We start from the raw sequence: 25,845 nt of genomic DNA on the forward strand, positions 1-25,845 counted from the left end.
CCTCCCATGAATTTTGATCTTCAATTTGGCGCACATGTTGCCGAAGCCCTTCGCAATGACAACCCAATCGTGGCACTTGAAACCACCGTGGTGACCCATGGCATGGCCTATCCCAGCAATCTGGAAACAGCCTTAGCCATGGAAAATGCCGTGAAGGAAGCTGGTGCATGCCCGGCCACTTTGGGCATCGTGAACGGGCAGGTCACCGTTGGCCTGTCTGAAGAGCAGCTCAAGGATTTCGCCACAAGTGAACGCGGTTCAATCGCCAAATGCTCGCGCCGCGACTTCGCACCGCTTTTGGGCAAAAAACAGTCTGGCTCACTCACCGTCGCGGGCACCATGATTGTGGCCGCAGCCGCAAAGATCGATATCTTTGCCACCGGCGGCATTGGCGGCGTACATCGCGGCCATCCATTTGACGTGTCGGCAGACTTGACCGAACTGGGCAAAACCCCGGTTGCTGTGGTGTGTGCAGGCGCAAAATCAATTCTCGATTTGCCGCTCACCCTGGAAGTGCTGGAAACCCAAGGCGTGCCAATCATTGGCTATCAAACCCCGAACCTGCCCGCCTTCTACACCCGCGATAGCGGCATGGCCCTGCCCCACAGCGTGGACAATGTGAACGAGGCTGCCGCCACCTTTAACGCATGGCGCGACTTGGGCGCGGATAGCGGTTTGCTGTTCACCAACCCGGTGCCGGAAGCAGACGCGCTGAGCAATGATGAAATGGAAACCATCATCGACAAAGCGATCGCCGAAGCCGATGCCAATGGCGTCAAAGGCGCGGCTGTGACGCCATTTGTTTTGGGTAAAGTGGTTGAATTGAGCGGCGGCCGTTCACTCAAAGCCAACATTGCGCTATTGATCAACAATGCGAAGCTGGCCGGGGAAATCGCCGTCGCCGCAAAAGGATAGAAAAATGGGGCCAATTGCTTGTGAATGATCAGCAAAATCTAAAAGCTATCGGCCCTATTTTGAAATATTCATTGATCACAGGCGTTGCCCTTTTGCTGGGGCTGCGCCTTTTCTTTTGGTTCAGCGGCAACATGGTCGCCGACGAAGCCTACTATTGGATGTGGTCGCAGCACCCGGCCATTTCCTACTACGACCATCCGCCACTGAATGCCTGGATGCTTTGGCTTGCCTCAAAACTGTTCGGCTGGAACGTGCTCGCCCTACGCGTTGGCCCGATCCTGACCTTTTTGGCAGACATTTGGATTTTGTGGGCCATTTCCAAACAGATCAGCGACCAGCCAAAACATCATTTTGCGCTCACACTGACCCTGTTTTTGGCCACCCCAATTTTCCTCACCATGACCATGCTGGCCCTGCCCGACCATTTGATGGTGATGCTGCTGCTTTTGGCCCTGCTGTGCTTCGTCAAATTCTTCAAGGCAGTGGAGCAAGGCGAACGCCCTTGGACATGGCTTTACGTCGCCTGCATTTGCGTGGGCTTGGCCACATTGGCAAAATACAACGCGGTGCTGCTGGGTGCCGGGGCCTTTCTTTATGCCCTAACCTACAAGCAAGCGCGCGCCATATTTAAACATTGGCAAAGCTATGCTGGATTTGGCCTTTTCTTGTTGGTGGTTGGCCCCGAAATTTATTGGAACATCAACACCAACGCCTCATCCATCACCTTTATTTTGCGCGACCGCCATGCGGGCCTGCCAACGGAAAACAATTTTAGCGGCCTCATCGGCTATTTGGGCGGGATGATCGGGTTCCTCTCGCCCTTCCTGCTGTGGCCCTTGGCCAAAAGCCTTTGGCCAAACAGCAAAAAAATTCCGCAGCTTGGGCTGGCGCAATGTATCTTTTTGGTTTCAACCCTCTTGTTTCTAGCGCTATCGCTCACCACCGACATCATGTTCCATTGGAACTTGGTGGCCTATATCGCCATCCTGCCGTTCCTCGCCCACTTTATCCGTTGGAGCTGGCTCTTGTTCGCGCACATTGTCTATGGCGTCCTGCTGGCCGCCATCATTGCGTATAATTTCGGGGCGCTGCCGATCCGCACCTATTTCAGCACCGCAGATTATTTTTCGGCTCGATCTTTCGGTTGGGAAGAAACTGCTGAATGGGTGGAAGCACTAGACACACAATTTGAGCCAGGCTTTATTGCTGGAACCCACTACACCATCAGCGCGCCGCTCGGCTTTGCTTTGCAGGACCCGAATGTCACAGACCTTGGCTCTGCCCGTTCACAATTCCGCTATTGGTTTGATCCATCTGAGCATTTGGGGGAGAACGCGCTGATCATCAGCCATTCGGGCAATGGGTTGGGCACGGCGCTTGACGCGCGATTTGAGCAAGTGGAATTGCTCGACACAATCGAGATTTATCGCCACGGCTATCTGGTCGAAAAACGGCATGCCTATCTGGCGACCGGCTTTCGCAATTAGGCAAAAAAATGGGTGCCTAACTTGCGTTAAAGGCACCCTTTCAAGTTTGAAGCGCGGTTACTTAGCGCGCTTTAATCGGGTCACGCCATGCAATGGCTTTGCTGGCGGGATAGCATCCCACCGCGACCTTCTTAGAATAGTTGCCAGAAATAATTTTAACCTGGCCATTTGAGCATTTGCCCATCACAACGCCCACATGATTACGCATCACCATGATTGACCCCACTTTGGCGACCTTGGTGTTTTTGCCATAGGAGGCGAAATCGCGGGCGCGATTGGAGCCGCGCGCCGAAAAGCCCGCGCGTTTTAGAATTTGGTCCATATAACATGCACACCATTTTGAGGGGCATCCGTTGGGTCGCCGTTGCCCCAGATCCTTCTCCATCAATTTGATCAAAGGCGTTGCTTGAGCTGGCGCTGCCGCAGCAAAAGGCAACGCAAGCGCAATCGCGGCGATGACCGCGCGAAGAGTTCTGTTCATCATGTAGTTTGTTCACCAAGCGGGCCAATGGCCCCATTTATCCAATCGTTAAGTCAAAGCGCCAACCAGCAGGCACACACGAGATAAAGGCGCGTCTAAAACGCGAAGACGGGCTATCTGCTGCCCGAATGTGACCAAAATGAGGCCCCCTTGACGATCCAACGCAAAACAGATCGAATAGATTGAAATTCTCTCCGTTTGCTCAACAATCGAGACCTTTATGCAACAATATGATGTGATCGTGGTGGGGCTCGGCGCGATGGGCAGCGCCGCTGCTTTTCAACTGGCGAAAACCGGCGCAAAAACATTGGGTCTTGACCGACATACACCGCCACATATTCATGGCTCCACCCATGGCGAAAGCCGCCTCACCCGCCAAGCCATCGGCGAAGGACTGGCCTATGTGCCATTTGTCCTACGGTCTCACGAAATATGGCGCCAGATTGAAGCCGAGACTGGCGAGACATTGTTGCACCAAATTGGGGCCTTGATGATTTCCTCAACAAAGAGCACCGCAAAAGCGTCAGCCAAAAAGGGCTTTTTGGCCACCACGGAATCGGCAGCAAAGGCATTCGGCATTGCGCATGAAATATTGTCGCCCGACGAGGTACGCCAACGCTTCCCCAATTTTCTTATCGCCGACAACGAATTTGCCTATTTTGAACCAGGCGCTGGCTATTTGCGTGTCGAGCAATGCGTAGACAACCAATTGAAGCTGGCAGAAAAATACGGCGCTGACCTACGCTATGGCAATGCCGTAGAACAGCTCAACCCGCAAGCCGATGGTAGTGTTGTGGTGCGAACACATAGTAACAGCTATATAGCCGCCAAGGTGATCTTAAGCGCTGGTCCTTGGGTTCGTTCCTTCCTGCCAAAAAAGTGGCACGATATTTTTCAGCCAACACGCCAGGTATTACATTGGCTGGATATTGAACCGGCAGGGCAAGCCGCTTGGAAAAACAGCCCCGCATTTGCATGGCCTCACGGCGAAAAACCGGATGATTTCTTTTATGGCATGACGTCCCTATCTGCGCCGCACCAGTTTAAGATGGCCTCGGAGTTTTACGGCACGCCAACTGAACCAGAACAGACAAATAGAGATGTGTCTAATGCAGAGCAGAAAGATTTCTATACCCGCCATGTTGAGGGGAGATTATCAGGGCTAAACCCGAATGTGGTGCGATCCGCCACATGTCTATATACCGCCGCGCCCGACGGCCATTTCATCATGGATCATCATCCTGAGCTGGAAAATGTGTTTTTGGTTTCTCCTTGCTCAGGCCACGGATTCAAACATAGTGCCGCCATCGGCGAAATGCTGGCGCACCTTATGACAAAGGGCGAAACCTCTTTCGACATTTCGCCCTTTAAACTGTCGCGCTTTGATGTGCCTTAGCCTGAGACTGCCCGTGTGATGTAAAATCCAGCAGCTGCGGACGTTGCGGTTAGGGTGGCTCCCCACACAATATCCATAATGGTAACGGCAATCGGCCAGTTTTTCAGGGTCGCAAAATTCGTCATATCGTAGGTGCCATAGGCCAAAAGACCCAACAACGCCCCGGAGACGATCGCGGGCATAACGGAACCCGTTTTTAGCGCGGGTATAACCGCGAAATACACGATGCCCACGACGTAAAACAGGTAGAACACGCCGGCCGCGGCAAAGTTTGGGCTGTCCGCCATCAAATGGCTGATGCGATCGAAATAGAAATTGCGGGCCACATAGGCCAACCAGACAAAATCAATGCCCAGAAAAACAATTAATGTTGCCAAATAGGCGATAAAGTTGGTCATGTCGGTGCTCCTATGCCATGACTACGGCGGGCTGGTCGGCTGCGGATCACACTATGAGGCAATTTATCTGGAATGTGCGAGTGATCCGACCCTTTGCGCCCAGCGTTCCTACCCTGTTACTTTTTTCAACGGAACCGAACTCTATGACTAAATTGAATATCGCTGTAATCGGCTCTGGCATTTCCGGTCTTAGCGCCGCTTGGCTGTTGTCCAAAAATCATAATGTGACCCTTTATGAAGCCAATGATTATCTTGGCGGTCACTCCAATACTGTGGATGCGCCAGTGCCTGAAGGTGATATTCCGGTCGACACCGGTTTTATTGTCTATAACGAACCAAACTATCCCAACCTCTCTGCGCTTTTTGACCATTTCAACATCGCCACCAAGCGCACGGATATGAGCTTCTCGTTCACCATGAATGGCGGCAAATATGAATATTCCGGGTCCGGGTTGAACGGCTTTTTTGGCCAGCGCCGCAATGTTGCCAATCCGATGCACTGGAGCCAATTGTCCGATATTTTGCGTTTCTTCAAGTCAGCACGCGAACGCATCAAGACCTACGACAAGGAAGTTTCGCTGGGCGACTTTCTCGCTCTGGAAGGGTATGACCGCCCCTTCATCGAAAATCACATCATCCCGATGGGCGCGGCGATTTGGTCCACAAAAGCGCGGTCCATGATGGAATATCCCGCGCAGACCTTTATTAATTTTTATCATAATCACGCGTTGATGAAGGCCTATCAAAAGCCGAATTGGCGTACGGTCATCGGGGGCAGCCGCGAATATATCAAGGCGATGATGGCGGATGCCAATATTGAAGTGCACAGCTCGACACCGATTAAAAAGATCATGCGCCATCCGGGCTATGTCCACATAGAGGATAGTAATGGCGTGCTGCGCCCGTTTGATCACGTGGTGTTGGCAAGCCATGCTGATCAAAGCCTGGCAATGCTGGATGATGCCTCAAGCGCGGAGCAAAACCTGCTCACCAATTTCCCCTACCAGGCCAACACCGCCGTTTTGCACAAGGATGATGCCTGGATGCCAAAACGGAAGCGGCTTTGGTCCTGTTGGAATTATTTAAAACACACCATCAATGGTGAAGATGAATTGTGCGTGACCTATTGGATGAATGAGCTGCAGCATTTGGAAACCAAAACCAACTTGTTTGTCACGCTTAACCCGACACGCGAAATTCACCCCAAAGCGGTGATCAAGAGCTTTGACTATATGCACCCGGTTTTCGATATTGAAGCCATTGAGGCCCAAAAAGGACTTTGGCACCTTCAAGGCAAAAACCGGACCTGGTTCTGCGGTGCCTATTTTGGATATGGATTTCATGAAGATGGCATTCAGTCCGGCTTGGCTGTAGCTGAACAATTGGGCGGCATGAAGCGCCCTTGGCAGGTCGAAAATCCGTCTGGGCGCATCAATGTGACGCCCATGGTGCCGCGCGAGGCCGCAGAGTGATGGAAAGCGCAATCTATGATGGCGTGGTCACTCACAAGCGGATTCGGCCGGTTGAACATAAATTGCGCTATGGCGTCTTCAACCTTTTTGTCGATGTCGAAGATCTCGATAATATCGCCCGTCACGTCAAATTGTTCAGTCACAACCGTCACAATCTGGTGTCGCTGTTCGACAAAGATTTTGGCGATGGCAGTGGCCAAGATCTTTTGGGCTATTTAAGAAATCTGGCGCAACAGGCTGAAGTAAACCCCGAAAAACTGCGCTTTTTCATGCTCGCCTATCCGCGCATTCTTAACTTCGCGTTCAATCCGCTGACCACCTATTACGGGGTGGAGCGTGGCAAAATAAAAGTGATGATTTATGAAGTGCGCAACACCTTTGCCCAGCGCCATACCTACGTGATCCCCGCGGGAGAAGAGGAAAATGGCGTGATTTGGCAAGATTGCGACAAACAATTTTATGTCTCACCCTTCAACAAGGTGGAGGGCCACTATCGCTTTCATGTGTCAAAGCCTGCAGAAGAATTGAGCCTGGGAATTGCACTAAAGGACCATGACGGTCCACTGCTCAACGCTTTTGTGCATGGTACGCAAAAACCACTAACCGATGGGCAATTGCTCAAATCTTTGGCCCGCACGGGCTGGATGACCCTGAAAGTGGTGATCGGCATCAATTATGAAGCCTTTAAACTGTGGGCGAAGGGGCTACGCCCGAAACGCAAACCGGACGCCCCAAAACGGGCGATCGCTATCTTCAAGAAGTCACATAACGTGAAATAAAAGCTGGCTAGATCGATGCTTTGATGCGCCGCATCACAAACAGATAAAGCCAATTTGGCGCCACCCGCAGAACCTTCATCAGCAAGGTGAAACCAAACGGAAATGATATTTCGAACTTGCCCTTGGCCAAGGCCTTATAGATGGCATCAGCCGCTTGTTCTGGGGTTATGATCCCTGGCATGGGAAATGGATTATCCTGCGTGAGTGGCGTATCAACAAACCCCGGATTGATGATGCTCACCCCAATATTGTGCGGCTCCAGCTCCACCTTTAAGATTTCAGCCAGATTAATCAGGGCCGCCTTGGTCGGACTATATGCAACAGAGCGAGGCAGACCACGATAGCCAGCGACTGACGCGATAATAGAGATATGGCCCGCGTGCCGTTCTTTCATCATCGGAATGAGTTTATGCACGGCATTGATCGTACCGAAATAGTTGACTTCCATCCCGGTGCGTATCGGGCCAATCTCCATCTGATCACTATCCATGATCGTCCACGCACCAGCACCCAAAACCACATAATCGATCGGTGCCTGTGCCGCCACCATATCGATGGTCGCGTTGACTGTTTCTTGATCCGTGACGTCGAGCGGAAAGGCGCGGATGTTTTGGCCTTCTGACTCCAATGTTTGAAGCTTTTCTTCCGACCGCGCAGACACAGACACCAAAGCGCCGTCTGCGTCCAGCTTTTTCGCCAGCGCCCGCCCAATGCCGGTGCTGGCACCGGTGATCCAAACGTGCTTACCTTGAAAGGACATAGATCACCTAGATCCGCACGAACGGTTGCATCAAGCGCACAATAAAGTCTTTAAAACGGGTCGGTGTTTCAGTGGCCACAAGGCAAATGCACGCCTCACCGGGCTCTACAACTGGCTGGTGTTCAATATGCTCATCCAAATCGGCGACGTCACCGGGGCCAAACACACCCAGCTTGTCACGGTAGGCACCAGACAAAATAAGTGTCATTTCCGCGCCGCCATGGCCATGCTCCGGCATCGCCATGCCCGGAGAAATATTGAGCATATAAAGCGAAGATTCGCCCTTTTTGCCCATCTTAATCTCATGCTTGCGCACGCCGGGGGCTACCAGGCGCCAACGCACATCGTCAAGATGGTCGCCAATCAGGTTGCGCAAAGGCAAAGGCACATCACTATCCGCCTTTTTGTGCCGCGACACATCAACCTCAATCTGCTCATCCTGACCAGCATCAATCCGCGCCATCATTTTCTCGAAGGCGTTTGAGGACACAGGAGCTTGAGCCACCCGGTCCATCATATGGCCGCCAATTTCTTCCGCGTCGCGAGCCGCCTGTCGACAGCTGTCGCACATTGCCAGATGAGCTGCCACAACCATTGTAAAGGCGCTGTCCAAATCACCGCTGGCGTAGCGCAATAGCGTCGCTTCATCGAGATGGTGGTGAATGTTCATCGCACCGCCTCCAACTTTGACTTCATTTTACCATAAGCAAGCCGCATGCGGGATTTTACGGTCCCCAGAGGCAGATCAAGCTTTTTCGCAATCTCACTTTGCGACATGTCTTCTATAAATCCTAGTTCAATGATCTGGCGTTGATCTTCAGGCAATTCGGCCAGCGCTTCGCTCACCCGCTCTGCCCGTTCGGTTTCAAACATATTGTCTTCACCCGATGCGACGTCACTTTCCAGTTCGATTTCATACACATCATCATAGGGCCTTGATGAGGCACGACGTAAAAGATCGATCCGTGCGTTCCGTGCGACGGTGAACACCCAGGCATTCACTGAACCGCGTTCCGGCGCATAAAGCTTTGCTTTGCGCCACACGGTCATCATCACATCCTGCATCAAATCCTCAGCTTGGCTCTCTTGGCTCCCCGCTTTCAAAAGCACAGCTTTTACCCGCGGGGCGAAATAAGAAAACAGGAGCTGAAAGGCTTCTCGATCCTGCGCTTGTGCCACACGCACCATGGCCTGTTTCAAAACCGCCGGATCATCCACCCTGTCTACTTCTTCGTCATTCTGTGCCAAATTTAACGCCGATCGCATATTTGGACCCTTTGTGACTGTTTCTGCTTGGTTTACGGGCCATTCAGATGGTCGGTTCACTGTCGGGTCAAAAGTTTTTAAAAATATTCAGAGCGAGCTTAACCTATCAATGTCGATTGTACAGCCCTGTCCCACCCCAGATACTCATTCTCCCCATCAATGATAACAGGCCGCTTCATCAAACTGGGATTCTCAATCAACAATTCCAGCGGATCGCGGCTGCGTTCCGCCTCGTTTAGCCCCCGCCAAGTCGTAGATTTTTTGTTCACCAGCTTATCCGCCCCGAACGTCTTCAAGAAATCTGCCAACAGCGCGTGAGAAAGCGGTTCCTTTTTCACATCATGAAACTCAACCTGACGCCCTGCCCCTTCCAGCGACTTCATCGCCTTGCGACATGTGTCGCAATTTTTCAGTCCATAGAGTGTGATCATAATTGCTCCTTTTCAAACAAATCACGCCAGCGTGGCAGGTAAGACCCATCATAACCCTGATGCGGTTCGCTGTGCCAAAGGGCGTTCAAAATGGCATTTTCGGTGGCTTCGACACCTGCCAGAAAAACCCGATCCATAAAGCGGTCGGCAAGTCGCTCCTGTACCATAACAGCAGCGCCATCGCGCTTGCGGGCATTGCGGGTCGAAAATGCCAGCCCAATATCGCCGCTTTGGTGGCCAAAATGACCGCCTAGCCGCCCCAATGCTGCCCCGGCGCGACGCGCCAAACGGTTGAGTTGCAAACTATCCATCGGCAAGTCTGTGGCCATCACGATTATGATGGACCCCTTATCGGGCATATCCTCGCCGCGATAACGGACTGGATTTTGCCCAAAGACCCGCAAACTGGAACGTTGTCCGAAATTGGAAAGCACTATTGCCCCCAACGTGAAGCTTTGCCCATCAATTTCCACCAGCCGGGACGCGCTGCCAAGGCCACCGGCAAAACCGAAGGTGCACATGCCGGTGCCAGCACCCACTGTGCCTTGGGCGAAATCGGTGTCGGTCTGGTCCAGCGCCGCATGCATCATCTCTTCGTTCACACCGATAGCTTGAATATCATTGACCCGCCCATCATTGCACTCAAACACCATCGGCTTCACCGTGGGTTCTGGTCGGCCGATATTCGGGTTGGCGGCGATGGCACGACGGGTGAGTACATGCGACGCGGTTTCCACGCCGAAAGTGTTGGTGAATAGAAGGGGTGTCTCAATCTCGCCCAGCTCGGCCACCTGCATCAGCCCGGTGGACTTGCCAAAGCCATTGATCACCGCGCACCCGGCGGGCAGTTTATTGGCGTAGATATTGCCTTGCATCGGCAAAAGCGCCGTCACCCCGGTGCCTGCATTGCCCTCAAGATTTTGCACATGACCAACGCGCACCCCATCCACATCGCAAATATTGTTATTGGCCCCGGGCACCAATTGCCAATAGCCTTGCGCGTGCTGATCAAAATGGCCGTACATTGTTCACATCCCTTTACATATTGGTTGCACCAAAATGTGTGGCATGCCAATCTCCGGCTGACCAGCCCCGGACGAAATTTTCCAAAACAGATTGCCTAAAATGTACCAAAATCTCCAAACCCAGAATATCGACAATATTGCAGACTTTATTGACCTGCGATCAGACACGGTGACCAAACCAGACGCCCAATTGCGCGAGGTGATGGCCGCGGCAGATGTGGGCGATGATGTTTATGGTGACGACCCAAATGTAAATGCGCTGCAAGCGGAAATGGCCGAAAAACTGGGCAAAGAGGCTGGGCTGTTTCTTCCTTCTTCGACCCAATCAAATCTGGTGGCTATGCTGACCCACAATGCCCGCGGTGATGAAATTTTGGTCGGGCGCAAATATCATATTTTCAAATATGAGGCCGGGGGCGCGGCCGTTTTGGGTGGACTGACCTATGACCCCCTGCCCGTGCGAGACGACGGCAGCCTAAACCCCGAAGATATTCACGCCGCCATCAAGCCGGATGACAGCCATTTTCCCATCAACACCACCTTGGTTCTGGAAAACACCAATTCCGGTCAGGCCATCAGCATGGAACGCACCATGGCAGCCGTAGAAGCAGGCCGGGCGCATAATCTGAATGTGCACCTCGACGGCGCACGCATGTTCAATGCTTGTGTCAAACTCGGCGTTGATGCGCCCACAATGGCCGCGCCGTTTGACAGCATCAATATCTGCCTCTCCAAAGGCTTGGGCGCCCCGGTTGGCGCGGTGCTGGTGGGCAGCAAGGACTTCATCCACAAAGCCAAGCGCTGGCGCAAAATGCTTGGTGGCGGGATGCGCCAGGCCGGCATTATCGCTGCGGCAGGCCGCTTTGCTCTGCACAATTATGTCGACGATCTGGCCGATGACCATCGACGCGCCAAGGCGCTGGCTGATGCGTTGAACGAGACTGGCCGATATGATGTGATCTATCAGGACAATCAGACCAATATGCTGTTTGTACATCTCGATAAGGATCGGGCCAAAAAGCTTGGCGCCCATATGCGAGACCATAAGATCATTGTTTCAGCCGGTACGGAAAGCCGCATTGTGCTGCACCGCAATATCGATGACAATCAGCTCGATCAAATCATTTCAGCGTTCAAGAGCTTTAACGGTTAGCCATGACAGCCACCCCTCAAACCAATCTTTGGCAAGCCACGGCCAACGCGCCCACATTTGATCGGACCCATGATCAGCAAAGCGTTGATCTCGCCATTATTGGCGGCGGCTTTTCTGGTTGTTCCGCTGCACTCGAGGCGGCCAAAGCCGGGATGAAGGTGATTTTGTTGGAGGCCGAGACGATCGGTTATGGGGGATCGGGCCGCAATGTCGGGCTGGTGAATGCTGGGCTGTGGACTCCACCGCAAGAGGTGGAAGACACGCTGGGCAAGCCCGCCGGCGAAAAACTCAATAAAGCCCTCGCGGCGGCGCCCGATCTTGTGTTTGACCTGATTGACCAGCACCAGATTGAGTGTGATGCGGTGCGCAATGGCACGTTGCATTGCGCCCAAAGCCATTACCACAAAAAAGATCTGGATAAGCGCATCGCGCAACTCACGGCCCGTGGGGCGCCCGTAACAATGCTGGATGAAGCGGAATCGCAAAGACGTTTGGGCTCCCGCCATTTTGTCGCTAGCCTGTTCGATCCACGTGCGGGCACCATCCATCCACTGAAATATGCGCAAGGTCTGGCCGAAGCCGCGCAGGATGCAGGGGCAAAAATCGTCGAGCACTGCCCGGCGACCGCTGTTCAAAAAGATGAGGCCTGGCGCGTCGCCACGCGGCAGGGCGAGTTCACGGCCAAATATGTGATCATCGCCACCAACGCCTATGATACGAAGCGCGTGCGATATCCGAAAAATCAGTTCTCAACGGTCCACTTTTTCCAATCCGCGACCGAACCGCTGAGCCAAGATCTGGCGGCGAAAATTTTGCCCAATCGCGAAGGCACTTGGGATTGCGCGACGGTGATGACAAGCCTGCGCATGGATGCAGAAAACCGCCTCATATTGGGGGCCATCGGCAGCCTGAATCACGCCACCGCTCCCTTTCATAAAATGTGGGGACGGCAAAAGCTGCGCGACCTTTATCCAGAGTTAGGCGATGTGCCTTTCACACATCAATGGTGCGGCAAAATCGCCATGACGGCCGATCACTTGCCGAAAATCCTTGATTTGAGCGGCAGGGGCTATGCACCATTCGGCTATTCCGGCCGCGGCATCGGGCCGGGCACCCTGTTCGGCACCCAAATGGTCAAAGCTTTGATCAATCAAGATGAAAGCCTGTTGCCGCTTGCCCCGATCACACAATATGAAGAGCAACTCACCGCTGCCAAATCTACCTATTATGAATGCGGTGCCGCCGCCATGCATGCGGGCTATCCGGTTTTGAAATATGGGAAAATTGGTTAGACAAACCCGCTAACTTGCCTGCGCCAACAGCCGGTCCAGCGCCTGTAAAAAGTTTGACCGGTCTTTGGCGTCAAATGGCCTGTTATAACCTTTGCTTTCGCCCGTTTCTCGCAAATGCTGGTTCAGTTCGCGCATGCTTAAGGCCATGCCGATATTATGGGCATCAAACGCCTTGCCGGTGGGGCCAAGTGCATGGGCCTGCTTTTCCAAACAGCGGCTAGCCAAGGGAATATCAGCGGTGATGACAATCTCGCCCGCCCCAATATGCTCGGCAATCCAATCATCGGCAGCGTCCGCCCCGTGGGGCACGATCACGTTTTGGATCATGGGATCGCGAGAAGGGCGCAGCCCGCCATTGCTGACAATTGTCACCGGCACCTGATAGCGCTCAGCAACTTTCAGCACCTCGGCCTTCACCGGGCAGGCATCGCCATCAACGTAGATTCTCACTGGTTCGCAAACGCCTGATCATAAGCGTCCACCAAGGCCAATGCGCGGGTATGCACTATTTTGGCGCCTTCGCCGGGCTTATAAAGCCCACCGCCAATACCGGCACCATCCACGCCCGCTTCCACCCAGACGTCAAAATTTTCCGCATCCACACCGCCGACGGCATAAACCGGCATTTTAGGCGGCAACACGGCCTTCATGGCTTTGACGCCGCTGGGGCCAATCACCGAAGCGGGGAAGATTTTCAGCCCGTCTGCCCCCGCATGAATGGCGGCAAAGCATTCGCTGGGGGTCAGCACGCCGGGAAAGGATTGCAACCCGGCCTTTTTAGTGGCGCGGATAACCTCCACGTCGCAATTGGGGGACACAACAAACTGACCGTCAATCGCCACCAGCTCTCCCACATCCTGTGGGGTGAGCACTGTACCCGCACCGATCAGTGCTTTGCCATCAAACGCTTGGCGCATCTTGGCAATCGAATCCAGGGGCTTTGGGGAGTTGAGCGGCACCTCAATCATTGTGATGCCCGCCTCGACCAAAGCAGCACACACATCCACCGCTTCGTCTGGTGTGATGCCCCGCAATATCGCGATCAATTGGCGATGGTTCATGACGCCACTCCTTCTTTTTGCGCTTTCGCGACCAAATTCAGTCCGCGCACGGTGAAATTCTCTTCCACATCGCACAGCGGGTCTATATCAAATTCTTCAAAGGCGGCTCGATAGATGCGCATCAGCTTCTCGCCGCCAACAATCGCCACCTGCCCGGTGGCAAAACTGTCCATGCCCGACTTGATTTCCATGCCCATCAGCAAGCCAGACAACTTGGCGCGCGCTTCAATGGGCGTCAGGCCAGCTAACAGGCTTTGCGCCCGCAAACCAAACACCATATGGGTAAAATCCTGCGGCGCAGACATCGCATCTTTCACGCCTTCGAGGAAGGCATCGTCATCCCAACCCTCTTCAGCAACACTCAGGCGCACCACAGACTGTTCTGACAACAGATTGAACATTTCCCCGGTCATATAGGTTTTAAACCCGGTCACCTGCCCCGACTTGATTTCTGCCCACTTTGAATGGGTGCCGGGCAAAATGATGGTGCCCTCGAAATCAGGATATTTTTCCAGCAGGCCAAAGATTTGGGTTTCTTCACCGCGCATCACATCCGCAGGGGCTTGTTGACACAGCCCGGGCACAATTTGCACCTCGATATGGGGGGCATGGGTTTTTACTCTGGTGAGTTTCAGTGCGCGATGCACATCAAATGGCACCTGCCCGTATGATGCCTCTTGCCAACCGCCGCGCGCGCCCACCATGCCACACGCAAATATTGGCATAACCCGGTCTTCAGACAGCCAAGGCGCAGTCAAGTTCAAAAGGGTGGGTTCAAACTGGTGCGGTTCAAGCTGCCCCATGCCCTTATCACTTGTGGCTTCATCCATGATTTGGCCAGCGCCATCAATGGCATATGCGCGGACATTGGAGGTGCCCCAATCCAGGGCGATATAATCAATAGCAGCGGTCATAAAATACTCCCCCGCACCTTATGCAACACTGAAAATCAATTTCAAAGTCAAAAACGGACCGATCCGTTCCGCAAAAAATTGAGCCGCCCGCCTTCCCGAGGGAAAACGAGCGGCCCGCTCACGACAAATCCAGGGAGGGATTAGTCTTTTTCTACGAGACGGTAGAACACAAAGTCAGATGTGGCACCGTTCACATACCCGCTTACATTTTCGCCCATGGCCACTTGATAAGAGGCTTGGAACATAATGATGATTGGGGATTTCTCTTGAACGCGTTTCTGCAATTCAAGGTACATTTCTTGACGTTTCGCAGGATCGCTTTCAGTCAAAGCCGCTTTGGTCATCTCGTTCAACTCTTCCGGCACGGCCCATGCGTTGCGCCATGTTGTGGTCGCTGCATATGAATCGTCTGAGTTGTCAGAGTTGTACGCAAAGGCTTTTGCGTTTGAGTGTGGGTCCATAAAGTCTGGGCCCCAATAAAGAAGCATGGCTTCGTGGCTACGCTCACGATATTTCGTGATCACTTGTGAGCCAGTGCCCGGAATGATCTCGAAATTGATGCCAGCGTCCGCAAAGCTTGCTTGCAAAGACTGCGCCATATCAGTGAATGGCGCTGCGTTGATCACGTCCAAATCAACAGTGATTGGCGTTTCAATGCCAGCGTCTTCCAAGATTTGCTTAGCTTTCGCAGGGTCATAGCTATATGGCGTTTCGTCATATGAGCCAGGGAAGCCTTTAGGCCAGAATGCCTGGTGAACTTCCATTTGACCTTTAATGATCGAGTTGGTCATGCCTTCATAATCAACCAGGTAACGGGCCGCTTCCCACACCGCTTCAGGTGTCAGGCTGTCGGTCTTTTGGTTGAAGGACAAGAAGTGCACAGCAGCTTGTGGGAAAGTTTCAACTTTCACATCACCGTCCAAACCTTCAACCTGATCAGGTGTGAGGTTACGGGCCATGTCCACATCGCCAGACTGCAGCAGCAATTGCTGTGTGGCGCTTTCAGCAACGTGACGCAACAACACTGATTTCAGCTTTGGTCCTTGCTTGAAATAATTTGGATTGGCTTCCAGACGCACCAGCTCTGCCGGACGGTAAAGGCCCAGCTTGAACGGGCCAGAACCAGCTGAATTGGCGTTCAACCAGGCATTGCCCATATCGCCATCAACTTCATTGGCCATCACCAATTCTTTATCAACGATAGACGCTGGACGTGAAGCCAGAACGTTCATCACGAATGCAGGTGAAAAATCGCCTGAATATTTAACGGTCACCGTGCCGTCGCCAGCTGTGACCATCTCATCCACATTTTCCGGCGTCCAGCCAAGCTGTGCCAGAATAAAGGCGGGTGTAAGGTCCAGCTTGATCACGCGACCGAGCGAAAACACCACATCTTCAGGCCGAACGGGGTTGCCTGAGTGGAATGTCACGCCGTGGCGCAAGGTGAAGGTGATGGTTTTGTTTTCGGCATCAATGTCCCAGCTTTCCGCCAGACCATCGGTCAGAACGGTGGGATCTTCCGCATCATACTGCACCAAGCGGTCATAAATGTTTGTGACCAGCTCGCCTGATGTAAATTCATAGGCCTGTGCCGGGTCGATGGCCACAATATCATCGATATTCTGCGCCACAACCAAAGCGTTGTCAGGCGTTGCGGCCTGGGCAGCGCCCGCGGCCATTGGCAGGGTAAAGGCCGCCGCCAACATTAGGGATTTGAGTAGTTTCACTTCCGTTTCCTCCTTTGGTGTTTGCACCATTCAGTGCAAATCCGGTTTAGTTTTTCGCCAAACTCAGCTCGCGAAAAAGTGTCAATGTGCCGGTCCAAATTATTTTTGCCGCCCCTTCAAAGGGGTTAGACCAGCTATGGGGAAGGCTGCCGCGAAAATGCAAACTGTCGCCCTTGCCCAGCACATAGCTGGCATCAGCAATGGTTTGCCGGATCTGGCCTTCCAGCACATAAATGATTTCTTCGCCCTCATGTGCCGCCACCTCAGATTGATAGCCAGGTGGGATCGTCAGAATCAGGGAATACAATTCGTTTGCGGGGTGCTCGACGGCCAGCTTTTCATAAACAACCGAAGAGTCGCCAATGTGAAACGTGGCGCGATTCTCTTTCCGCGTGATGGCATTTGTGGCTTTGGGCATGGAAATGAAATGTTCAATCTCCAATCCCAACGCCAAAGCAATTTGCCCCAAGGTTGCCAGGCTGGGCACCGCATTCTCGCGCTCCACCTGGCTGAGATAGCCCGCAGAAACCCCTGCACGTTCGCCCAATTGCGTCAAGGTCAGCTTCATGCGGCGACGCTGTTCGCGAATCAAGCCTCCTACGGCAAATGTCTGCGATGCTGCGATGGTCAAACCGGGCCTCCCTTCCACATACACGTCACGAGTTCAGGTGCCGTGCATATATAAAGTTATATACTATCAAAATAATTTTTGTATAGATAAAAAATGTTTGATTTTGCACTTTCTTCCATGCAAGTTTAGCGAAATTCCGCAATCTTCGGGGGAGTAGATCCGTGTCTCAATCCGACACTGTCGATATTTCAGCACAAGGCTGGAGCAACAATATCTGGCTCAAAAGGCTCTTCACGCTGGCACAATTTGTGTTTGTGCTGCTGCTGACCTTTTTGGGTCTGTTGGCGATCACCTTTTTCATTGGCCGCGTGATCCCGATTGATCCGGTGCTCGCCATTGTGGGCGACCGTGCCACCCAAGAGCTTTATGATGCCACACGTCAAGAGATGGGACTAGACCAACCTTTGGTGGTTCAGTTCTTCTCTTATGTATTTGACGTGTTCCGGGGCGATCTGGGCAACTCCGCCTCCACCGGCCGACTGGTGATTGAAGATTTGAAACGGGTTTTCCCCGCCACCCTGGAAATGGCCACCATCGGCATCATTATCGGCGTGCTGTTGGGTGTGCCCATGGGCGTACTCTCCGCCGCCAATGAAGGCAAATGGGTGGACCAGGTGTTCCGCGTATTGGGCCTTGTCGGCTATTCGGTGCCGGCTTTCTGGCTCGGTCTTGTGGGCCTTGCGCTGTTTTATGGCCATTTGGGCTGGGTCGCTGGCCCGGGCCGTATCGGCATTTTCTATGAAGGCATCGTGACCCCTGTCACCGGCCTTATCCTAGTGGATAGCCTGCTTCAGGGCGAATGGGAAATCTTTTACGATGCCATCCACCATCTGGTCTTGCCTGCTTCTATTTTGGGCTTTTTCTCCCTCGCCTATATTGCGCGGATGACTCGCTCTTTCATGCTGGATCAGCTCAGCCAAGAATTCGTGACCACCGCCCGCGTAAAGGGCGTGCCAGAATATAAGGTGATCTGGAAACATGCCTTCTTGCCCATTCGCGTGCCGCTGATCACCGTGATCGGCCTGTCTTACGCCGGTTTGCTTGAAGGCTCCGTGATGATTGAAACCGTATTCTCTTGGCCCGGCATTGGTAACTACCTCACTGTGGCGCTGCTCAATGCCGATATGAACGCCGTGCTTGGCGCCACGCTGGTGATCGGTGCCGTGTTTATTTTTATCAACAAGATCTCTGACGTGCTGTACCGCGTCCTTGATCCTAGAAGCCGGTAAGGAGCCATAAGATGAGCAATATGACTGAATGGCTTTTGTCCGACAGCCCCACTTCAAAAGGTCAGGCCTTTGCAGGCCGCGCCTGGCGCATGTGGCTTTCGCTTCTGGGCAACCCGTTGGCGATCACCGGCTTGATCATCGTCGTGGTGCTGGTGCTGATGGCGGCCTTCGCGCCGCTCATCGCGCCCTATTCCCCGATCGGGCAGGATTTGCAAAACCGCCTTTTACCGCCAAGCTGGCAGCATTGGATGGGGACGGACGAACTGGGCCGAGACATCTTTTCTCGCGTGGTCTATGGCTCGCGCCTGACCCTGATGATCGTGCTGCTGGTGGCAGCGATCTCCGCACCGCTTGGTCTGGTGATTGGCGCCATCTCCGGCTATTTCGGCGGCTGGGTGGATAAGGTGATGATGGGCATCACCGATATTTTCCTCTCCATGCCGAAACTGATCATGGCGCTGGCCTTTGTGGCGGCGCTCGGGCCAGGCATTGAAAATGCGATCATCGCCATTGCCATCACCGCTTGGCCAGCTTATGCGCGGATTGCGCGGGCAGAAACGCTGACCTTCCGCAATGCCGAATTTATCGATGCGATCAAATTGCAAGGCGCGTCGCCGGCCCGCATCATCATCAATCACGTATTGCCTTTGTGCACTTCTTCCATGATCGTGCGTGTCACGCTGGACATGGCGGGCATCATCTTGACTGCGGCGGGCCTGGGCTTCTTGGGCCTCGGGGCGCAACCCCCATTGCCAGAATGGGGCGCCATGATCTCTCGGGGTCGTGCCTTCATTCTGGATCAATGGTGGGTGGCCACCATGCCCGGTTTTGCAATCATTGTCGTATCTTTGGGCTTCTGCTTCCTTGGCGATGGCCTGCGCGACATTCTTGACCCGAAAAATGAGGGCAAATCATGAGCCAGAAACTTCTTGAAATTGAAGATTTGCGCGTCACTTTCCCTACGCACCAAGGCGATGTGGAGGTGGTCAAGGGCATTAGCTTTGATCTGGGCCGCGAACGCCTCGCCATTGTGGGCGAAAGCGGCTCCGGTAAATCCATGACCGGACGCTCGATCCTTAAACTGATCCGTTCACCCGGGCGCGTGACCGCCAACAAGTTCATATTTGATGGCATTGACCTCAACAAACAAAGCGAACGACAAATGCGCAAACTGCGCGGTGCCCGCATTTCCATGGTGATGCAGGATCCAAAATTCTCGCTCAACCCGGTCCTCACCATTAAGGACCAGATCGCCGAGGCATTGCGGACACACCAGAAACTCACCCGCAAAGAGCTGGATGAAAAGGTGCTGCATATGCTCGACCAGGTGCGCATCAACGATCCGGCGCGCGTGGCCAAGCTCTACCCACATGAGGTGTCCGGTGGTATGGGGCAACGCATCATGATCGCCATGATGCTGATTCCTGAACCGGATTTGCTGATTGCGGACGAGCCGACGTCAGCCTTGGACGTTTCGGTGCAAGCGCAAGTGCTCGATTTGATCGACAATCTGATTCAGGAAAACGGCATGGGCCTTATTCTGATCAGCCACGATTTGAACCTGGTTGCCAATTATGCGGATCGGGTGTTGATCATGAATTCAGGAGAAATTGTAGAGCAGTGCAACGCCAGCGAGCTGCACAAGGCTACACATCCCTACACCCAAGGCCTTCTGAACGCAATGCCGCGCATTGATGAAACGCGCGACGAGCTTCCCACCCTTGATCGAACACAATGGGCCGCAACATGAGTGCTATTGACCTAAACAATCTCAACATCGCTTATTCATCTGTGCAGGTGGTGCATGGCGCCAGCCTGACGGTCAATGAAGGCGAAAGCTTTGCCCTTGTCGGCGAAAGTGGCTCTGGCAAATCCACGATTTTAAAAGCCATCTGCGGCTTGAACGATGAATGGACGGGCGAGATCAAGCTCTATGGCGAGAAAGTTGACCCGCGCAATCGGGCCGATATCTCCCGCATCTCACAAATGGTGTTTCAGGACCCCTATGGGTCCTTGCACCCGCGCAAGACCGTAGACACCACATTGAGTGAGCCCTTGGCTATCCACGGCATTAAAGACAATGGCGACCGTGTGGTCGAAATGCTCAATGCCGTGGGGCTAGACCAGCGCTACCGCTTCCGCTTTCCGCACCAAATGTCGGGCGGCCAGCGACAACGTGTGGCCATCGCCCGCGCCTTGATGCTGAAACCCAAATTGTTGCTCCTGGATGAGCCGACGTCAGCGCTCGATGTGTCAGTGCAGGCAGAGATTTTGAACCTGCTCAAACAATTGCGAAAAGATCAGAATCTGACCTTCCTGCTGGTGACCCATGACTTACCCGTGGTCTCATTCCTGTGTGATCGATTGGCTGTGATGAAAAAGGGCAAGATCGTCGAGATTGCCACACGCGATCAACTGGCCAAAGGCGAGTTCAACGACGCCTATTCGCAAGAGCTTTATCACGCCAGCAAGCACGAACATGTCGCCTGAAGTGAAATAAAAAAGGCGGCCAAACGGCCGCCTTTTTATTCAGTTTGATCTGTACGATCTAGAACTCTTGCCAATCCGGATCTATATCCACCGCCGCATTGCCAGAATAGGCGGGGGCGGGCTTTGCCGCGGGCGTTTGCTTCGATGCTGATACTGCAGTCGTCTTTCTAGGCGCTGATGCCGTCACTGAAGTCCTACCCATATTTTCATTGAGTTTGAAAACTGCCACAATCCGGTCCAGCTCTTCGGCTTGACCTTCGGTCTGTTCAATCGCGGCATTGGTCTCTTCCACCAGCGCGGCATTGTGCTGGGTGGTTTCATCCATATCCCGCACCGCCTGATTAATCTCGCCAATCGAATTGGCCTGTGCCCGGCTCTTATCGGCAATGGACACCATCAATTCGTTGTTAGAACGCGCGGCTTCAAGCATCGCTTCAAGGTTTGCGGCAGCTTCGGCCACCAGCTTGGTCCCATCGCCAACTTCAGTGACAGATTGCTCGATCAGCTTCTTTACATCGGCAGACGCATTGGCCGCGCTTTGCGCCAACCGCCGCACTTCCACAGCCACCACGGCAAAGCCTTTACCAGCCTCGCCAGCACGTGCAGCTTCAACCGAGGCGTTCAACGCCAGCAGATTGGTCTGGAAGGCGATATCATCAATCATGCCAATAATCTTGGAAATCTCGTTGGAAGACGACGTGATCCGCTCCATGGCCTTGTTGGCCTGCCGCATCACTTCACCGCCCTGCTCTGCTGTCTCACGCACCTTCTCTGCGTTGGCGCTGGCGTCAGATGCTTCTTGCGCATTCTCCAACACCGTGTTTGACAACTGTTCCATCGCCGCTGATGTTTCTTCAATCGTGGCGGCCTGACGTGTGGTCCGATCTGACAGATCGTTTGCACCCGACAGAATCTCACTGGTCGCCACTTTCAATTGACGTGAGGTGCTACGCAATCGTGAAATCACGTCGGCCAATTTATCGCCCACTTCGTTGGTGTCATTTTTCAACTGAAGGAACGCACCGTGATATTCGCCCTGCACGCGTTGGGTCAGGTCAGTATTCGCGAGCGCCGCCAAAACGCGCCCCACTTCAGTGATCCCCTGATCAACCGTTTCCACCAGGCTGTTCACGCCATGCGCCAGGCTATTCAGCTCTTCATCAGGGAATTCCTTATCCACCCGTAAGGAGAAGTCACCCATAACGGCCGCGTCGACCACATCGCCAAAGGACGCACCAAGTTCGCGCATCATTTCTGCCCGTTCGCGAATGCGGTTATCAGCCGCAATCTTTTCTTCTTCCGTCATTTCGGTGATTCGATGACCATTGGCGCGGAAAATCTCAACCGCACGAGCCATATCACCAATCTCGTCCTCACGATCATTAAAGCCCACTTCCACATCATAATCCCCATCGGCAATTTCTTTCATGCCGCGGGTCATGGATTTCAGCGGTCCTGTGATCACTTTTTGGAAAACGATAAAGATAACACCAACAGCCAAGAGCGCTGCAATAATGGTTGCGACAACCGCATCACGACGGCTGGCATTGAGCGGGGCAAAAACAACGCCTTTGTCGACCACCACGCCGACATACCAGTCTACGGCAGGCAAATCAGCGACTTTGTGAAAACCGACAAAGCTCGCCGCACCTGCGTCATTCACATCCTGAATGCTGCCATCAAAAGCGAGTTTATCCGCTGAAAAGACTTCAGAGACCGATTTACCGATATTGTCACTGTCACGATGAATGATCACCCGCCCGTCGCCCGAGGCCAAAAAGGCGTAAGTGCCATCATGGTGCACATCTGCCAGCATCTCAACAATGGTTGTAATAGTAAAGTCGCCGCCAATAACGCCTTTGATCTTGTTACCCGCCATCACAGGTGTGGCAACTGTCACTGTCAGATTGCCCGTTGACGCATCCTCATAAGGCTCGGTCAACGAGGTGGCCTTGTTGCTCGCCACTTCCTGATACCAGGGGCGTTTGCGCGGGTCATAATCTGCTGGCAAATCTTGCGGCGGGTGAATGGAGAATGTGCCGGTGGCATCATCCCCGAAATAGATGGCGTTGAAATTGTTCTCAAGTACCTTGTAGCTCAGCTCAGCTTTGACATCAGCTTCTTCACCGAGCGCAGCAATCTTTTCGGCCTGCAGCTCAACCAACAACCGACGTTCCCCAAACCAAGCGGCGACCCGGTCGCTCATATTTTCACCAACCGAGGTAATCTCATCGCGCATGGTCGCTTCCGCCTGCGCGCTGCGATTCAGGTCGAGGAATACGGCAAATGCGGTAAAACAAACAACAACAACCCCAACGGTGGCAAGCATTGCCTTTGTTGCAACACCCAATTTCATGCTGGCACTCTCCAATTCAAAAGGATTCCCCGATGATTGTACGGGAAACATGTGAATCGGAAGATTTACATAGCTTCCTTAATATATGATTGCTTGAATATAGGTTTATTCACGTTTTCTAAACGTAATGCCGGGCTTCAAACCGGACTACACTTCAATCGCCAGCCTAATATTGGTTCAACCAAAAATTCATTCATCAAATGAAGTCGTGGATGCCTTAATTAGCATCAAACTTGTTCGATCGGCAAAGAACAATCGATCACACTTGCCTCTTTGATAAACTTCGCTTTGCGCCAAACTATTGTTTACTATTTTCAAACAACGTCAATCTTAAACTCTATTTGCCGAGATAACCCTTTGATTTAAAATCCTTGTAAAGAGCTAAATATTCTCCAATTAACAATTTAAATGCGGGATCACATAACCTAGACCAAACGGAACAACCTATCTAAATTATTGAATATAATAACAAATTTTTGCCCTAAAACCCAACTTGAACCCGTCCAGCCCATTGACAAAAAAATTTTGTTCAATTGGTATATAAGTATTGTCAAATACGAAAAGGTTTCACCTGTGACTCTGGACCAGTTGTCACATCTGCTGAATGCGCCATTAGAAAAGTTCAATTCTTTGGATGATGCGCACCACTGTTTGACCTACTGGGCCGATTGCTTCGAGGTCGGTCATATGGCGTATTTGGCAACCGACCTGGCCGAGATGAACCCGGAGACCTTTTGCTTGGTGACCACTTATCCGCCAAACTGGGTGAAGCGCTACGTCGAGAAGAATTACATCACCATTGATCCGGTGGTCCAGACAGCGCGAAAGCACACGCGCCCATTTTTCTGGTCAGAGTGCCGCTGCGACTCTTCGGAAGTTTCAGCGCTGTTCAAGGATGCGCGACAACACGGCCTCGGGGAACAAGGCCTTACTATTCCCATCCATGGGGCAAAAGCCGACAAGGCAATGTTCTCTATAGCCGCAAACATGTCAGAATCTGAATGGCAGGCTTATTGCGCCCGGCATATGGGCAATTTAATCCTGTTTGCGTTGCAATTCCACATGGCTGCGATCGATGTGCGCGGGGCGCTGCTCAAACGCCCTCAATTGAAAGGTCGGGAAATTGAAATTCTCTACTGGATCGCTGAAGGCAAGACCGCGTGGGAAACCAGCAAAATCCTTGATATTTCGGAAAAAACTGTTGAACATTGCCTCAAACAAATCCGCAACAAGTTCAACGCCACCAACACAACCCATGCCGTCAGTTTGGCGTTCAGACTGGGCATTTTGCACTAGCAAGATTTTGCGCATCTGTGGAACAAGCACCGGGTTGAAACGTTTTCGCGAGGCCCTACAATCAACAAGGTAATAACCCGATGCACATATGCGCGTTACTGAACAAGGATGGCGGCACATTAAAGACTATCGATGTCGACCAGTTCGCCCGCGAACTCCAACAAGGCTTTGAAGCACAGGGCCACAAGATTGACATACAGATCGTCGCAGGCGATCAGTTGATTGACGGGCTGGACAAGATCGCAAAAAGCGAGGAATGCGATGTTTTGCTGGCTGGCGGCGGCGACGGCACCATATCTGCAGCGGCACAATATTGTTGGCAGAGTGATAAGACACTGGGCGTCATCCCCGCTGGTACGATGAACCTGTTCGCCCGCTCCCTCGGATTGCCGCTTGACTTAAATGACGCGACAGTAGCCTTGGCTCAGGCAAAGCCAACGCAAGTGGATGTTGGCACAGCAAATGACAGATTATTCTTGCACCAAATTTCGGTGGGTATGCACCCCAAAATCGTAAAATTACGGGATCAACAACAACATCAATCGCGGTTTCAGAAGATTTTCGGCAGCCTCAAAGCAGCTTTGACCACCTTTAACCAACCGCCCAGCTATCGCATTGAACTGGAATTGGACGGACATGCGGAGCAAGAAAAGCTCAGCCTGATTGCTGTCTCCAATAATAAATATGGCCGCGGACACATGCCCTATGCGGACCTGCCACAGCAGGGAGAACTGGGCGTTTATACCGCCCGGCCTTTGCCCACTCAGGACAATCTGAAACTGGCCTCAGACCTGATTTTGGGCACCTGGGACACCAATCCCGATCTGGTTGAACGCAGCGCCCAAACGGTGACCCTTCGATTTACTGATCGCAAAAACACACCCGATGTGACGATTGATGGCGAGTTGGTGACCGATCAAAAAGAGTTTGAGATCAAGATACACCCAAAGGCGCTTAGCGTGCTGGTGCCAGCCCCCCCTCACAGCAGCAACTAGACAAGCACCGCCGGTCAGACTAAGGCTATGCAACAGGAGGCATCACCTTATGGCATATCTCAACCGGTTCCTGATCACCTTCGGCTTTTTGCTGTTTGGCCTGTTTATGTGGGTGATCCTGCCCAACACAATCGGTTTGATTGCATTCATCTTGTTTGGTTTTGTCGGCGCCTTGCTGGGCGCAATCGTCTTTAGAAAACAGGCCTCGGAAAAACAGATCAAAGAAGATCTGCAAAACCGTCTCGACAACGATTAAAAAGCGCGGCCCCGAAGGACCGCGCAAACATGCTG

Annotated in this window: 27 protein-coding genes; 14 read left to right on the forward strand and 13 right to left on the reverse strand. The window is 52.9% G+C overall.

Annotation, left to right across the window (positions count from 1 at the left end):
• The first annotated feature begins 6 nt into the window (after positions 1 to 6).
• Both L1I42_RS11620 and L1I42_RS11625 read left to right on the forward strand, forming a co-directional pair.
• A complete protein-coding gene (locus L1I42_RS11620; RefSeq protein ID WP_236114694.1) occupies positions 7 to 915 on the forward strand; it encodes a pseudouridine-5'-phosphate glycosidase in 909 nt (302 codons plus the stop codon).
• A 20-nt stretch (positions 916 to 935) separates the two neighbouring features.
• Positions 936 to 2,402, forward strand: a complete 1,467-nt coding sequence (locus tag L1I42_RS11625; protein ID WP_236114695.1) for a glycosyltransferase family 39 protein — start codon at positions 936 to 938, stop codon at positions 2,400 to 2,402.
• Positions 2,403 to 2,463: 61 nt separating this feature from the next.
• Here L1I42_RS11625 and L1I42_RS11630 read toward each other — a convergent pair whose 3' ends face one another.
• The gene (locus L1I42_RS11630; RefSeq protein ID WP_236114696.1) at positions 2,464 to 2,886 is read right to left on the reverse strand and encodes a CHAP domain-containing protein; all 423 of its coding nucleotides are present in this window, start codon (positions 2,884 to 2,886) and stop codon (positions 2,464 to 2,466) included.
• A gap of 217 nt (positions 2,887 to 3,103) precedes the next feature.
• Here L1I42_RS11630 and solA point away from each other — a divergent pair, with 217 nt between their 5' ends.
• Positions 3,104 to 4,279, forward strand: a complete 1,176-nt coding sequence (solA, locus tag L1I42_RS11635; protein ID WP_236114697.1) for an N-methyl-L-tryptophan oxidase — start codon at positions 3,104 to 3,106, stop codon at positions 4,277 to 4,279.
• Here solA and L1I42_RS11640 read toward each other — a convergent pair.
• A complete protein-coding gene (locus L1I42_RS11640) occupies positions 4,276 to 4,677 on the reverse strand; it encodes a DUF2177 family protein (protein WP_236114698.1) in 402 nt (133 codons plus the stop codon). The genes solA and L1I42_RS11640 overlap by 4 nt on opposite strands.
• A 143-nt stretch (positions 4,678 to 4,820) precedes the next feature.
• Here L1I42_RS11640 and L1I42_RS11645 point away from each other — a divergent pair, with 143 nt between their 5' ends.
• Complete coding sequence (locus L1I42_RS11645; RefSeq protein ID WP_236114699.1) at positions 4,821 to 6,149, forward strand: NAD(P)/FAD-dependent oxidoreductase; 1,329 nt, start codon at positions 4,821 to 4,823, stop codon at positions 6,147 to 6,149.
• Entirely contained in the window at positions 6,149 to 6,928 is a 780-nt protein-coding gene (locus tag L1I42_RS11650) for a DUF1365 domain-containing protein (protein WP_236114700.1), read from the forward strand. Before L1I42_RS11645 ends, L1I42_RS11650 begins: the two co-directional genes overlap by 1 nt.
• Before the next feature lie 7 nt (positions 6,929 to 6,935).
• On the opposite strand, the gene L1I42_RS11655 is transcribed toward L1I42_RS11650, so the two are convergent.
• The 5 genes from L1I42_RS11655 to L1I42_RS11675 all read right to left on the reverse strand — a co-directional run bounded on the left by L1I42_RS11655 (position 6,936) and on the right by L1I42_RS11675 (position 10,410).
• Positions 6,936 to 7,688 (reverse strand): SDR family NAD(P)-dependent oxidoreductase, encoded by a 753-nt coding sequence (locus tag L1I42_RS11655; protein ID WP_236114701.1) that lies wholly within the window; start codon positions 7,686 to 7,688, stop codon positions 6,936 to 6,938.
• Between the two features lie 7 nt (positions 7,689 to 7,695).
• Complete coding sequence (locus L1I42_RS11660; RefSeq protein WP_236114702.1) at positions 7,696 to 8,358, reverse strand: ChrR family anti-sigma-E factor; 663 nt, start codon at positions 8,356 to 8,358, stop codon at positions 7,696 to 7,698.
• Positions 8,355 to 8,936 carry a sigma-70 family RNA polymerase sigma factor gene (locus tag L1I42_RS11665; RefSeq protein ID WP_236114703.1) on the reverse strand — a complete coding sequence of 194 codons (582 nt, stop codon included), beginning with the start codon at positions 8,934 to 8,936 and terminating at the stop codon, positions 8,355 to 8,357. Before L1I42_RS11665 ends, L1I42_RS11660 begins: the two co-directional genes overlap by 4 nt.
• A 116-nt stretch (positions 8,937 to 9,052) precedes the next feature.
• A complete protein-coding gene (locus L1I42_RS11670) occupies positions 9,053 to 9,385 on the reverse strand; it encodes an arsenate reductase family protein (protein WP_236114704.1) in 333 nt (110 codons plus the stop codon).
• Positions 9,382 to 10,410 carry a P1 family peptidase gene (locus L1I42_RS11675; RefSeq protein ID WP_236114705.1) on the reverse strand — a complete coding sequence of 343 codons (1,029 nt, stop codon included), beginning with the start codon at positions 10,408 to 10,410 and terminating at the stop codon, positions 9,382 to 9,384. Before L1I42_RS11675 ends, L1I42_RS11670 begins: the two co-directional genes overlap by 4 nt.
• A gap of 100 nt (positions 10,411 to 10,510) precedes the next feature.
• Here L1I42_RS11675 and ltaE point away from each other — a divergent pair, with 100 nt between their 5' ends.
• Positions 10,511 to 11,563: a low-specificity L-threonine aldolase gene (gene ltaE / locus L1I42_RS11680; RefSeq protein ID WP_236114706.1), complete on the forward strand. Its 1,053-nt coding sequence runs from the start codon at positions 10,511 to 10,513 to the stop codon at positions 11,561 to 11,563.
• A gap of 2 nt (positions 11,564 to 11,565) precedes the next feature.
• The gene (locus L1I42_RS11685) at positions 11,566 to 12,855 is read left to right on the forward strand and encodes an NAD(P)/FAD-dependent oxidoreductase (RefSeq protein ID WP_236114707.1); all 1,290 of its coding nucleotides are present in this window, start codon (positions 11,566 to 11,568) and stop codon (positions 12,853 to 12,855) included.
• Between the two features lie 9 nt (positions 12,856 to 12,864).
• On the opposite strand, the gene L1I42_RS11690 is transcribed toward L1I42_RS11685, so the two are convergent.
• The 5 genes from L1I42_RS11690 to L1I42_RS11710 form a co-directional block, all read right to left on the reverse strand.
• Entirely contained in the window at positions 12,865 to 13,305 is a 441-nt protein-coding gene (locus L1I42_RS11690) for a YaiI/YqxD family protein (RefSeq protein WP_236114708.1), read from the reverse strand.
• Complete coding sequence (locus L1I42_RS11695) at positions 13,302 to 13,916, reverse strand: 2-dehydro-3-deoxy-6-phosphogalactonate aldolase (RefSeq protein WP_236114709.1); 615 nt, start codon at positions 13,914 to 13,916, stop codon at positions 13,302 to 13,304. The genes L1I42_RS11690 and L1I42_RS11695 overlap by 4 nt, the downstream gene beginning before the upstream one ends.
• Positions 13,913 to 14,830, reverse strand: a complete 918-nt coding sequence (locus L1I42_RS11700; RefSeq protein ID WP_236114710.1) for a 2-dehydro-3-deoxygalactonokinase — start codon at positions 14,828 to 14,830, stop codon at positions 13,913 to 13,915. Before L1I42_RS11700 ends, L1I42_RS11695 begins: the two co-directional genes overlap by 4 nt.
• Before the next feature lie 140 nt (positions 14,831 to 14,970).
• The gene (locus L1I42_RS11705; RefSeq protein WP_236114711.1) at positions 14,971 to 16,557 is read right to left on the reverse strand and encodes an ABC transporter substrate-binding protein; all 1,587 of its coding nucleotides are present in this window, start codon (positions 16,555 to 16,557) and stop codon (positions 14,971 to 14,973) included.
• A gap of 46 nt (positions 16,558 to 16,603) precedes the next feature.
• Positions 16,604 to 17,188, reverse strand: coding sequence for a cupin domain-containing protein (locus tag L1I42_RS11710; protein ID WP_236114712.1), 585 nt, complete (start codon positions 17,186 to 17,188; stop codon positions 16,604 to 16,606).
• A 212-nt stretch (positions 17,189 to 17,400) separates the two neighbouring features.
• On the opposite strand from L1I42_RS11710, the gene L1I42_RS11715 reads away from it, so the two are divergent.
• From L1I42_RS11715 to L1I42_RS11730, 4 genes are read left to right on the forward strand one after another with little or no spacing between them, the layout of a single operon-like run.
• A complete protein-coding gene (locus L1I42_RS11715) occupies positions 17,401 to 18,417 on the forward strand; it encodes an ABC transporter permease (RefSeq protein ID WP_236115057.1) in 1,017 nt (338 codons plus the stop codon).
• A gap of 11 nt (positions 18,418 to 18,428) precedes the next feature.
• Positions 18,429 to 19,334 carry an ABC transporter permease gene (locus L1I42_RS11720; RefSeq protein ID WP_236114713.1) on the forward strand — a complete coding sequence of 302 codons (906 nt, stop codon included), beginning with the start codon at positions 18,429 to 18,431 and terminating at the stop codon, positions 19,332 to 19,334.
• Positions 19,331 to 20,167, forward strand: a complete 837-nt coding sequence (locus L1I42_RS11725) for an ABC transporter ATP-binding protein (protein ID WP_236114714.1) — start codon at positions 19,331 to 19,333, stop codon at positions 20,165 to 20,167. The genes L1I42_RS11720 and L1I42_RS11725 overlap by 4 nt, the downstream gene beginning before the upstream one ends.
• Entirely contained in the window at positions 20,164 to 20,907 is a 744-nt protein-coding gene (locus L1I42_RS11730; protein WP_236114715.1) for an ABC transporter ATP-binding protein, read from the forward strand. Before L1I42_RS11725 ends, L1I42_RS11730 begins: the two co-directional genes overlap by 4 nt.
• 58 nt (positions 20,908 to 20,965) lie before the next feature.
• Here L1I42_RS11730 and L1I42_RS11735 read toward each other — a convergent pair whose 3' ends face one another.
• Entirely contained in the window at positions 20,966 to 23,263 is a 2,298-nt protein-coding gene (locus L1I42_RS11735; protein ID WP_236114716.1) for a methyl-accepting chemotaxis protein, read from the reverse strand.
• Positions 23,264 to 23,836: 573 nt separating this feature from the next.
• Between L1I42_RS11735 and L1I42_RS11740 the strand changes: the two genes are divergently transcribed.
• The 3 genes from L1I42_RS11740 to L1I42_RS11750 all read left to right on the forward strand — a co-directional run bounded on the left by L1I42_RS11740 (position 23,837) and on the right by L1I42_RS11750 (position 25,810).
• On the forward strand, positions 23,837 to 24,559 hold the full coding sequence (locus L1I42_RS11740) for a helix-turn-helix transcriptional regulator (protein WP_369413099.1): 723 nt from the start codon (positions 23,837 to 23,839) through the stop codon (positions 24,557 to 24,559).
• An 80-nt stretch (positions 24,560 to 24,639) separates the two neighbouring features.
• Positions 24,640 to 25,554 carry a diacylglycerol/lipid kinase family protein gene (locus L1I42_RS11745; protein WP_236114718.1) on the forward strand — a complete coding sequence of 305 codons (915 nt, stop codon included), beginning with the start codon at positions 24,640 to 24,642 and terminating at the stop codon, positions 25,552 to 25,554.
• Positions 25,555 to 25,603: 49 nt separating this feature from the next.
• Positions 25,604 to 25,810, forward strand: a complete 207-nt coding sequence (locus L1I42_RS11750) for a hypothetical protein (RefSeq protein ID WP_236114719.1) — start codon at positions 25,604 to 25,606, stop codon at positions 25,808 to 25,810.
• Positions 25,811 to 25,845: the final 35 nt, after the last annotated feature.

The organism is Maritalea mediterranea (assembly GCF_021568695.1).
Taxonomy (GTDB): Bacteria; Pseudomonadota; Alphaproteobacteria; order Rhizobiales; family Devosiaceae; genus Maritalea; species Maritalea mediterranea.